Annotated in this window: 1 protein-coding gene; it reads left to right on the forward strand. The window is 45.2% G+C overall.

Annotation, left to right across the window (positions count from 1 at the left end; genetic code table 11):
- A partial coding sequence (locus tag PPOP_RS21230; RefSeq protein WP_006288369.1) for a transposase occupies nucleotides 1-110 on the forward strand: 110 nt, incomplete at its 5' end.
- Between the last annotated feature and the right edge of the window lie 98 nt (nucleotides 111-208).

Raw genomic sequence — 208 nt, forward strand, 5'->3', positions numbered from 1 at the left:
TGACCACGCGATTGCCTTCTCTTTGGACAAACGCCTACTTCGTAGCCACAGTTGGAAGCGTATCACTGGAAACGGTGAAACAGTATATCGAGAACCAAAAAGAACGGTAGGTGAATCATTGTGAAGAACGGCAAATACTATGCTTGCTTTTCTTGCGAAGTGGAAAAACAACCTCTTTCACAATCTGATGAGCAGGTAGGGGTTGACC

The organism is Paenibacillus popilliae ATCC 14706 (assembly GCF_000315235.1).
GTDB lineage: Bacteria > Bacillota > Bacilli > Paenibacillales > Paenibacillaceae > Paenibacillus_B > Paenibacillus_B popilliae.